Origin of the sequence: Peptoclostridium sp. (assembly GCF_009881055.1) — a bacterium.
Lineage (GTDB): Bacteria > Bacillota > Clostridia > Peptostreptococcales > Peptostreptococcaceae > Peptoclostridium_A.
The window spans coordinates 123,899-134,326 of the sequence record NZ_WXFG01000005.1; the positions used below are offsets into that span (position 1 = coordinate 123,899).

At 39.8% G+C, this 10,428-nt stretch carries 11 protein-coding genes; all 11 read left to right on the forward strand.

Going from position 1 to position 10,428, the window contains the following annotated elements; all coding sequences use genetic code 11:
- The first annotated feature begins 249 nt into the window (after positions 1-249).
- Entirely contained in the window at positions 250-1,359 is a 1,110-nt protein-coding gene (gene dnaN / locus GT589_RS01290) for a DNA polymerase III subunit beta (protein WP_293394789.1), read from the forward strand.
- Positions 1,360-1,548: 189 nt separating this feature from the next.
- Complete coding sequence (yaaA, locus tag GT589_RS01295) at positions 1,549-1,755, forward strand: S4 domain-containing protein YaaA (protein ID WP_330582830.1); 207 nt, start codon at positions 1,549-1,551, stop codon at positions 1,753-1,755.
- Positions 1,756-1,770: 15 nt separating this feature from the next.
- Positions 1,771-2,865, forward strand: coding sequence for a DNA replication/repair protein RecF (recF, locus tag GT589_RS01300; RefSeq protein WP_293394792.1), 1,095 nt, complete (start codon positions 1,771-1,773; stop codon positions 2,863-2,865).
- Between the two features lie 13 nt (positions 2,866-2,878).
- On the forward strand, positions 2,879-3,172 hold the full coding sequence (remB, locus tag GT589_RS01305; protein ID WP_293394794.1) for an extracellular matrix regulator RemB: 294 nt from the start codon (positions 2,879-2,881) through the stop codon (positions 3,170-3,172).
- Positions 3,172-5,070 carry a DNA topoisomerase (ATP-hydrolyzing) subunit B gene (gene gyrB / locus GT589_RS01310; RefSeq protein WP_293394797.1) on the forward strand — a complete coding sequence of 633 codons (1,899 nt, stop codon included), beginning with the start codon at positions 3,172-3,174 and terminating at the stop codon, positions 5,068-5,070. The genes remB and gyrB overlap by 1 nt, the downstream gene beginning before the upstream one ends.
- 57 nt (positions 5,071-5,127) lie before the next feature.
- Entirely contained in the window at positions 5,128-7,566 is a 2,439-nt protein-coding gene (gene gyrA / locus GT589_RS01315) for a DNA gyrase subunit A (protein WP_293394799.1), read from the forward strand.
- Positions 7,567-7,923: 357 nt separating this feature from the next.
- Positions 7,924-8,187, forward strand: coding sequence for a YtxH domain-containing protein (locus tag GT589_RS01320; protein ID WP_293394802.1), 264 nt, complete (start codon positions 7,924-7,926; stop codon positions 8,185-8,187).
- Positions 8,177-8,428, forward strand: coding sequence for a DUF948 domain-containing protein (locus GT589_RS01325; RefSeq protein WP_293394804.1), 252 nt, complete (start codon positions 8,177-8,179; stop codon positions 8,426-8,428). Before GT589_RS01320 ends, GT589_RS01325 begins: the two co-directional genes overlap by 11 nt.
- 22 nt (positions 8,429-8,450) lie before the next feature.
- Positions 8,451-8,768 (forward strand): STAS domain-containing protein, encoded by a 318-nt coding sequence (locus GT589_RS01330; protein WP_293394807.1) that lies wholly within the window; start codon positions 8,451-8,453, stop codon positions 8,766-8,768.
- 66 nt (positions 8,769-8,834) lie between these two features.
- Positions 8,835-9,227, forward strand: coding sequence for an ATP-binding protein (locus GT589_RS01335; protein WP_293394825.1), 393 nt, complete (start codon positions 8,835-8,837; stop codon positions 9,225-9,227).
- Positions 9,228-9,239: 12 nt separating this feature from the next.
- Positions 9,240-10,034 carry a SigB/SigF/SigG family RNA polymerase sigma factor gene (locus GT589_RS01340; protein ID WP_293394810.1) on the forward strand — a complete coding sequence of 265 codons (795 nt, stop codon included), beginning with the start codon at positions 9,240-9,242 and terminating at the stop codon, positions 10,032-10,034.
- The last annotated feature ends 394 nt before the right edge of the window (positions 10,035-10,428 follow it).

A 10,428-nucleotide genomic window follows, 5' to 3' on the forward strand; every position in this document is an offset into this window, starting at 1 on the left:
CTCACTTTTTTTGTATTTTTTATTTACTCACATAATCGGTTGATATCTGCAGCTATTTGTTGATAACATTTTGAAGTAATTTTTTTTCGGAAAAAAACGAGGATTTTGGGTTTTTTTTATCCACATGCTTTCAATTCCCGCAAACGCATGGCACATCGCTGTTTTGTGGGTTTTCCACATATCAACAGCGCCTACTGTTACTACTAGCTTATTTATATTACTTTTTGTATATTAAGGAGGTTGTCCACAATGAAATTGTTATGCAGTCAAAAAGATTTGTTGCAAGCTATAAATACAGTACAAAGAGCAGTATCACAAAGAACAACTATGCCCATTCTCAAAGGTATATTTCTTGAAACTGGCAATGGAAAGCTCAAGCTTGTAGGAAATGACCTTGAACTTGGCATAGAAACATATGTTGATGCCCAGACGATAGAAGAAGGATCTGTAATAATCGATTCCAGGCTGTTCGGTGAAATAGTAAGAAAGCTTCCTGAATCATACATACATATAGAAAGTGATGAACTAAACAACATAACTATAAAATGCGAGCATTCAGAATTTACACTTAAGGGACATTCACCGGTCGAATATCCTCAGCTTCCGGAACTGGATGAAGGTTTGCTTTACGAGATTGAACCTCAAAAACTCAAGGATATGATAAGACAGACTGTTTTTGCAATATCTCAGGATGAGACTAAGCCTTTGCTAATGGGCGAACTATTAGAAATACAAGGCAGCAGTATGAGTCTGGTTGCATTAGATGGATACAGACTAGCCATAAGCACGTCAACAATAGAAAATTCAATAGGTGACATAAATGTTATAATACCAGGCAAGGCTCTTATGGAAATAAACAGGATAATAAGCGGAGAAGAGGATAGCCTCAGCATGTCTTTCACCCAAAAACATGCACTGTTTACTCTTGGCAGCACAAGAATAATAACAAGGCTTCTCGAAGGTGAGTTCATCAACTATAAGCAGATAATACCAAAGGACAACTCACTTGTTGTCACCTCAAGTAGAAGAGATCTCCAGGACAGCATTGAAAGGGCATCGTTGCTTGCAAGAGAAGGAAGAAACAATCTTATAAAATTTTCAATAACAGACGGACTTATGATGATAACTTCAAATTCAGAGGTTGGAAATGTTTACGAAGAGGTTAATGTGAGGCTGGAAGGTGAAAATCTTGAAATAGCATTTAATTCAAGATACCTGCTCGACTCTCTCAAGGTGCTTGAAAGTGAAGAAATGAACATGTATTTTTCAAGCAGTGTAAGTCCTTGCGTGATAAAACCTGCAGACAATCCAGGCTACACATACATGCTATTGCCTGTAAGGATATCTTCAGGCAGCTAAATCAGCTAAATCAATATAGAAACAATACTTTATAATTAAAACAGGGCTTTTGGATATTTTCCGGCATCCACAATGGTACTGGAGAGTTCACAGGCTCTGTTTTCATATTTATTAAAAACAGACACAAATATTTTTGTGCTATAATATTATGATTGGCTTTTGATAATATATTACTAAGGGGGGAAAATAGTGAAAATAAGCATAACATCTGAATATATAAAGCTGGATCAGCTTTTAAAATATGCGGAAGTGACCTCATCGGGAGGCGAATCAAAACTTATGATTCAAAACGGAGAAATAAAAGTGAACGGGGAAGTTGAAACTAGAAGAGGCAAGAAGATTTTCCCTGGAGACACAGTTGAAGTCAGCGGTGAAAAAATCGAGATAGAAGGATAAGAAGGAGCTTTTTAGATGCATCTTGAACGCCTTAGGCTTGTAAACTACAGGAATTATTCGGATGTTGAGATTTCGTTTAATCAAAACATAAACATAATAGTCGGAAAAAATGGCCAGGGCAAGACGAACATACTTGAGTCGATATATTTTCTAGCAGTGGGCAAATCTTTCAGAACAAGCAGGGACAAGGAAGTTGTGAAGTTTGGCTGCAAGAATGCATATATATCATCATTTTTCGTAAAAAACGGACACAGAAATACTCTGGAATTTCTAATAGGCAGTAACTCGAAAGCTGTAAAAAAGAACGGACTCTCGCTTCTTAGGATGTCAGAGCTTCTGGGCAATTTCAATGTGGTCGTATTTTCGCCTGAGGATATAAGAATACTGAAGGACTCTCCTTCTGAAAGGCGAAGATTCATTGACAGGGAGATATCCCAGATATCACCAAGATATTATGCTAATTTGTCTGATTATAACAAGATATTAACCCAGAGAAACAACTATCTGAAAAATGACAGGCTGGACATGTCGCTTATTGAAATATTTGACAGGCAGCTTTGCAGCTGCGCCGGTAAAATATATACTTCCAGACGGGATTTCATAAGCAAGCTTTCTGAATACGCACTCGAATTTCACTCAAGGATAGTGGGCAGGCAAGAGGAGTTTGACATTAGATATTTAAACCAGCTGAATTTAAGTGATGACGATACGTCTCATAGCGCCGAGTCTGCTCTATTCGAACTGCTTTCTAAAAAAAGGGAAGAAGACATGAGGAAAAGGAGCACTGGATATGGCCCACATAGGGATGATATTCAAGTTATTGTGGATTCGCTGGATGTTAAGATTTACGGCTCTCAGGGCCAGCAAAGAACAGCGTCAATAGCAATAAAGCTTTCGGAGCTTGAGCTTATAAGGTCTGAAACAGGAGAATATCCTGTGCTGCTTCTGGATGATGTGTTCAGTGAACTTGATGAAAAAAGACAAAAGCTGCTCATAGAAAGCATCAGCGGCATTCAAACATTTGTAACTACTGCAGAAAATGCACATATTGATATTTTTGAGGGCAAGGAGTATGCGGTATTCAACATAGATGGGGGACAAGTATTATAGGCGGAGGTAGTTTATGTTTTTTCACCTGGGAGAGAACCATTACATTGATGCTAAGGAAATACTCATGATTATAGATATAAAGTCGGCTATGAGCTCTAAAATAACAAGGGATTTCATAGAAAAGGCGAAAAGCTCTGGAAACAGCGTAATGCTCAGCAGCGGCAAGCCTAAATCAATAATTGTTGCAAGGAAGAAGACTTCAAAAGGATATCTTGTAAAAGCATATTATTCGTCAATATCTTCAACCACTCTGCTAAAAAGGTCTTATCAATATGATTTTTCTTCTTTTGAAATGGAGGTAATATAATGCAAGAATACGGAGCACAACAGATTCAGGTACTAGAGGGGCTTGAGCCGGTCAGAAAAAGGCCGGGAATGTATATAGGATCCACAGGTCCAAGGGGACTTCACCATCTTGTTTACGAGGTGGTTGACAACAGTATAGACGAGGCGCTGGCAGGTTACTGTACAGACATATATGTTTCGATAGAGCAGGACAATTCGATAGTAGTAGTCGACAACGGTAGAGGAATACCTACAGATAAACACCCAAAAACAGGAAAATCAGCAGTAGAAACTGTGCTAACCGTTCTGCATGCGGGAGGCAAGTTCGGAGAAGGTGGATACAAGGTTTCAGGCGGACTTCACGGAGTAGGTGTGTCTGTTGTAAACGCTCTTTCAGAAAAGCTTGAAGTCATAGTGAAAAGGGAAGGCAAAATATATTCCCAGACTTTCATGAGGGGAGCATCAAAAGGAGATCTTTCGGTTGTAGGCGAAACAAGCGAAACGGGAACTACAATCAGATTCAAGCCTGATGCAGAAATATTTGAAGAAACGGAATATAAATTCGATACCCTGGAACACAGGCTGAGGGAGCTGGCTTTCCTAAATAAGGGAATTAAGATAATACTCGAGGATAAAAGGGACGACAGGCAGCAGAAGAAAGAATTCATGTACAAGGGTGGAATAGTAGAGTTTGTAAAGCATCTAAATAAGAATAGGACATCTATACAGGATGACGTTATATACTTCGAAAAGCAAGTCGAGGACTGCAATGTAGAAGTGGCAATGCAGTATACTGACGGTTTTACTGAGAACATATATTCGTTTGCAAACAATATAAATACACATGAAGGCGGAAGCCACCTTACAGGCTTTAAGGCATCGCTTACAAAGGTGATGAATGACTATGCAAGAAAATACGGTTTTCTAAAGGAAAAAGAAGAGAATTTCACAGGAGAGGACATAAGGGAAGGCCTTACAGCAATCATATCAGTGAAGCTTACTAATCCTCAATATGAGGGACAGACAAAGACTAAGCTTGGCAACACTGAAGTGAGAGGAATAGTTGAGGGCGTAACAACTGAGAATCTTGAGGCATTCCTGGAGGAAACACCAAATACAGCCAAGATTGCCGTTGAAAAGTGCCTCAGAGCTCAAAGGGCAAGAAATGCAGCAAAAAAAGCAAGAGAGCTTGCAAGGAGAAAAAGTGCTCTTGAAAGCACATCGCTTCCAGGAAAGCTGGCCGACTGCGCAGAAAAGGATCCTGCAAAATCAGAGGTGTATATAGTTGAGGGAGACTCTGCAGGCGGTTCTGCAAAGCAGGGCAGAGACAGAAACACGCAGGCCATACTCCCAATAAGGGGTAAAATATTAAACGTTGAAAAGTCAAGGCTGGACAAGATACTCTCGTCTGACGAGATAAAAAATATGATAACTGCATTCGGTTGCGGCATAGGCAATGAGCTTGACCTTTCAAGGCTTAGATACCACAAGATAGTAATAATGACGGATGCCGACGTCGACGGAGCTCACATCAGGACGCTTCTGCTTACGTTCTTCTTCAGATATATGAGGGACCTTATTGAAAACGGATATATATATATAGCCCAGCCGCCTCTTTATCAGGTCAAAAAGGGTAGAAAAGAGTATTATGTATACAATGACAAGGAGCTCGAGAAATTGCTTGAAGAGATAGGTAGAAAAGGCATAGGGATACAAAGATACAAAGGTCTTGGAGAAATGAATCCAGAGCAGCTTTGGGAGACTACTATGAATCCTGATCACAGGACGCTTCTCCAGGTTAGTATAGATGATGCAGCTCATTCAGATGAAATATTCTCGATGCTCATGGGAGACAAGGTTGAGCCAAGGAGAGAATTCATAGAGCAAAATGCAAGATATGTAAGCAATCTGGATTTCTAGTAGATCAGATGGCATATCTTGCAGGAAAAATTTTGTCCGGAGAGGAGAAAAGATTTGATGAATTCAGAAGAAAAAGATAAAGTTATTGAAATACAGATAGAAGAAGAAATGAAAAAATCGTATATTGACTACGCTATGTCAGTAATAGTGGGACGTGCGCTTCCAGATGTAAGGGACGGTCTAAAGCCTGTTCACAGGAGGATCCTTTATGCGATGAACGACCTGGGTCTGTACCCTGAAAAGGCCTACAGGAAATCGGCAACAGTTGTCGGGGAAGTTCTGGGTAAATACCACCCGCACGGTGACGCGTCAGTATATGACGCCATGGTTAAAATGGCGCAGGACTTCTCAATGAGAAAGCAACTTGTCGACGGCCACGGAAACTTCGGTTCTGTGGATGGCGACAGCGCCGCTGCTATGCGTTATACGGAGGCAAAGCTCTCGAAGCTTGCAATGGAGCTTCTAAGAGACATAGACAAGGAGACTGTGGCTTTTGCCCCAAACTACGATGAAAGCAGGGAGGAGCCTACAGTGCTCCCTGCAAAGTACCCGAACCTGCTTGTAAACGGCTCCAATGGAATAGCTGTCGGCATGGCCACATCGATACCACCGCACAATCTGGGGGAGGTCATAGATGGAGTAGTATCATTCATTGACAATCCTGAAATAAGCATACCTGAACTGGTACAGCATATAAAAGGACCTGATTTTCCGACAGGGGGTATAATACTAGGCAAAAATGACATGGAGGCTGCTTACCAAAAAGGCAGAGGAAAAGTAAGGGTCAGGGCGAAGGCTGAAATAGAGGAGACAAACAAGGGCAGAGAGAGGATAGTAATAACAGAAATACCTTACCAGGTAAACAAGGCCAGGCTTATAGAAAAGATAGCAGACCTTGTAAAGGACAAGAGAATAGAAGGAATATCAGACCTTAGGGACGAGAGCAACAGGCAGGGAATGAGGATAGTTGTAGACCTCAAAAGAGATGTAAACTCAAATGTAGTGCTCAACCAGCTTTACAAGCACACTCAGCTTGAAGACACATACAGCATAATAATGCTCTCGCTTGTAAACGGCGAGCCGAAGGTACTCAACCTCAAGCAGATGATATACCACTATGTAGAGCACCAAAAGGAAATAATAACAAGAAGGACAAAATTCGACCTTAAAAAGGCACAGGACAGGGCCCACATACTTGAAGGTTTAAAGATAGCCTTGGACAACCTGGATGAAGTCATAAAGATAATAAGAGGCAGCTCGGACGGCCAAATAGCAAAGGAAGAGCTGATAGGAAGGTTTGCGCTTTCCGATCCGCAGGCACAGGCAATATTGGACATGAGGCTGCAAAGGCTCACAGGACTCGAGAGAGAAAAGATAGAAACAGAATACAATGAGCTGCTCGAGCTCATAAAATCGCTCAATGAGATACTCGCAAGCGAGCAGCTGCTCATGGGCATAATAAAAGACGAGCTCAATGCAGTAAAGGAAAAATTTGCAGACAAGAGAAGGACAAAAATCAGGGCTGTTGAAGAGGAAATAAACATAGAAGACCTCATAGAAGAAGAGGAGATAGCCATAACACTTACACATCTTGGATATATAAAAAGGGTGACGTCTGACACATATAAGAGCCAAAGAAGAGGTGGAAAAGGCATAAGCGCCCTGAGCACAAGGGAAGCTGATTTTGTTGAGCATCTTGTGACAACAACTACGCATAGCAGAGTACTTTTCTTTACGAATAAGGGAAGGGTGTACAGGATAAAGGCTTATGAGATTCCTGAAGGCAAGAGACAGGCAAAGGGCATGGCACTTGTGAACATAATCCCTCTTGAAAAGGATGAAAAAGTCACAGCAATAGTCCCATATATAGAGGCTGAGGCCGAAAAATACCTTCTGCTTTGCACAAAGAAGGGCATAATGAAAAAGACTCTGCTTTCAGAATTCAGAAAGAGTAAGCGGAACGGGCTTATAGCCATAAACCTTCGCGATGACGACGAGCTTATAGGTGTAAGGCTGACTGACGGCGATCAGGAGATAATTCTAGTTACAAGAAAAGGAATGTCAATAAGGTTCAGCGAGCAGGATATAAGGCCGATGGGCAGAAGCGCTATGGGTGTAAAAGCGATGACACTTTCAGAAGATGACGAGCTTGTTGCCATAAGTCTTGTTGGCGAGGGTGAAGAGCTGCTTGTTGTAAGTGAAAACGGATATGGCAAGAGGACACTTCTTGACGAATACAGGATTCAGTCAAGGGGTGGAAAGGGAATAAAAACCTACAATGTAAACGATAAAACAGGATTCATAGCAGGCTCTAAGACTGTAAACACAGATGACGAGCTCATGATTATAAGCTCAGACGGAGTTCTCATAAGACTAAAGGTTGAGGACATATCTCAGTTTGGAAGAGCTACAAGTGGAGTCAAGCTAATGAAGACTGAAGGGGATGCACATATAGTTTCAATAGCCAAGATACTTGCAGACGAGGAACAAGAGTAGGCAACAGGTTTGTAAATCTGGTGGCTCAGGTAATGCGAATTTTTATATTTAATCTTGGAGCCGTACTTGGACGACGTCCACAAGCATGGCTCCAAGATTTTTTTATATAAAAATAGAATTTTGAATAAACGCTTTTGAAACATGGAGCTCATTTTATTGTATAATTACAGCATGAGTATTTTAGTGTTTTAAAATTTTGATATTAAATAAAACAGACACTGTTGTAAATAAAAAAAATGTTTATTACTTGATTTAAAAGTGTATAAATGACTATGTCTGCATATTTTGTGAATGTAAAAACTGAATTTTTCAAAAATCATACAGCTCAATTTTATAAGCAGTTGGGGGGAGATAAACTTGAAAAAAGCAAAATATGTTGCAATTGGAGCTTTGTTTGGAGCTGTTGCCGCGGCGTTGCTGACTCCTAAGACAGGCAAACAGCTTAGAATTCAAACTGCTGCTGCAGCAAAAAAAATAGCGGGCGGTTCAGATGACATTATTGAGGTTATAAAGGAGTTTGTTTCAAATAAAAAGATGCCAGCAGATATAGTGCAGCCAGAAGAAGAGATTATAATAAGCAAGGATTACACCATAAAGGAGAACATTGAAAATGAGGGTTAGCTTATGGGAGATAAGCCTTTTCATATCTGCGTTAGGTTTTTTTATTTTATGTATAAACCTTTCGTATGCTGTAAGAAGTATTGACAAGACTGTAAGAAAAACTACAGAGATGCTTGAGAAAAATGAACCCAAAATAGACAAGATAGTTGAAAATACCAGCGGCATAGTTGAAAATGTAAAATTAGTAACCAATGTTTCGTCAATTATTACAGGTTTCATATCAAAGGCAAAAAACAAATAGCAGCCAGGGAGGGAGATACAAAATGTCACTTGTCATTAATAAGAATTTCGACGAGGAAAAAAATGTTTGGGATGTAGCTCTAAAGGGAGAAGTAGATATATATACTGCAAATAAGCTCAAGGAAACTCTCATAGACATGGTTTCAGAGAAGCCGCAGGATATATTGATAGATGCTTCAAGTCTTGAGTATATAGATTCGACAGGTCTTGGTGTTCTAATAGGCGCGCTGAAGAGATTAAAGCAGCACGATAAGGATATATATATTAGGGAAACCAAGATAAACGTAAGAAAGATATTCAACATAACTGGACTTGATAAAATATTTAAGTTGGAGGGATAGATTTTGGATGCTATAAAGAATCAAATATTAGATAATGAAGGGGCTTCTGAAATTGATGTCATATCAATGACGATCCCAAGCAGGCCAGAATACGTAGGTGTTATAAGACTGACTGTGTCGGCTATTGCAAACAGAATAGGATTCAATATTGAAGATATAGAAGATATTAAAGTTGCAGTTGCAGAGGCGTGCACAAATGCCATACAGCACAGCTACAACGATGAATCGAATTTTTATGTTGCTTTTGAAATCGGAATAGACAGTCTTGGTGTAGTAGTAAGGGATGACGGGAAAGGCATAAAAGTGGAGGATGTCAAGGAGCCTCAGCTAGGAGAGCTCAAAGAAGGCGGGCTTGGAATATTCATAATAAAAAGCCTTATGGATGAAGTCAGCTTCAGCTGTGAAATTGAAAAAGGGACAGAAATAAAGATGGTCAAGTTTTTGCATGAGAATTATTAGGAGTGATATTTGATGGCAAAAAAAACTAACAAAAAAACTGGCCCCAGGGATTCCTTTTATGCTGACAAAAGTGACAAAGAGCTTTTTTTGCTGTACCGTGAAAATAAGGACGTAGATATAAGAAATGAGCTTATAAACAGAAATCTATATATAGTCGAAATACTTTCAAAGAAATTCATAAACAAAGGCATTGAATATGAAGATATATACCAGGTGGCTTCTCTTGGGCTCATATATGCAATAGAAAGGTTCGATACGGACAAGGGTTTTGAATTTTCAAGCTTTGCGACTCCTACTATAATAGGTGAAATAAAGAAATATTTTAGGGACAAAGGATGGTCCATAAGAGTTCCAAGAAGAATCCAGGAGCTTTCAAAAAAGGTCAACACAGCAAGTGTGTACCTCCAGCAGCAGCTCCACAGGGTTCCAAAGGTTGAGGATATAGCAAACTACCTTGGATGCAGCCAGGAAGACGTGCTGGAAGCAATAGATGCTTCATACGTATACAAGCCAAAATCGCTTGACCTTTCATACGATAACGATGGGGATGACAAGGACATACAGCTTATGGACCTTGTAGGAAGCGAAGACAAGAGCTTTACGAACATAGAAAACAAGGACTTCCTGGAAAGGGCCATGTCGAAGCTAAATGAAATAGAGCTCAAAATAATAAATGACAGATTCTTCAGCAATAAGACCCAAATGGCCATAGCAAACGAGCTGGGCGTTTCGCAGATGACAGTTTCTAGAATAGAAAAAAAGGTACTTTCAAAATTGAAGAAAGAATATGAAAAGATGTCATTATAACTGCAAAGGGCTATGTTTAAGCTTTTTAATAACATAGCCTTGAATAGCAAATGAGTCAATTTAATTTTTCGGATTAAAAGTATTGACTCAAATAAAAAAAGCTGGTATATTAGTCTATGTTGTCGCTAAGGGCGGCGACGAAACAGATCACAAAATCAACAAATAAAGTATTGACTTTAGCGGTTTGAAATGATAAGATATTTAAGTCGTAAATTGAACCTTGAAAACTAAACAGCAGGCTTATTTTTTAAAGATGGCTCAGCCATCAAATTATTTAAAGTCAGTGAGGCATCGAAAGATGTCACAATGAGCTAAAAGGACAATGTCCTAAGGATTTCTTTTTAAGAGTTTGATCCTGGCTCAGGATGAACGCTGGCGGCGTGCTTAACACATG

Bases quoted from the DNA above. Each gene is read 5' to 3' on its own strand.
- dnaN (WP_293394789.1), top strand. From the start codon at position 250: ATGAAATTGTTATGCAGTCAAAAAGATTTGTTGCAAGCTATAAATACA.
- recF (WP_293394792.1), top strand. From the start codon at position 1,771: ATGCATCTTGAACGCCTTAGGCTTGTAAACTACAGGAATTATTCGGAT.
- remB (WP_293394794.1), top strand. From the start codon at position 2,879: ATGTTTTTTCACCTGGGAGAGAACCATTACATTGATGCTAAGGAAATA.
- gyrB (WP_293394797.1), top strand. From the start codon at position 3,172: ATGCAAGAATACGGAGCACAACAGATTCAGGTACTAGAGGGGCTTGAG.
- gyrA (WP_293394799.1), top strand. From the start codon at position 5,128: ATGAATTCAGAAGAAAAAGATAAAGTTATTGAAATACAGATAGAAGAA.
- GT589_RS01325 (WP_293394804.1), top strand. From the start codon at position 8,177: ATGAGGGTTAGCTTATGGGAGATAAGCCTTTTCATATCTGCGTTAGGT.
- GT589_RS01330 (WP_293394807.1), top strand. From the start codon at position 8,451: ATGTCACTTGTCATTAATAAGAATTTCGACGAGGAAAAAAATGTTTGG.
- GT589_RS01335 (WP_293394825.1), top strand. From the start codon at position 8,835: ATGACGATCCCAAGCAGGCCAGAATACGTAGGTGTTATAAGACTGACT.
- GT589_RS01340 (WP_293394810.1), top strand. From the start codon at position 9,240: ATGGCAAAAAAAACTAACAAAAAAACTGGCCCCAGGGATTCCTTTTAT.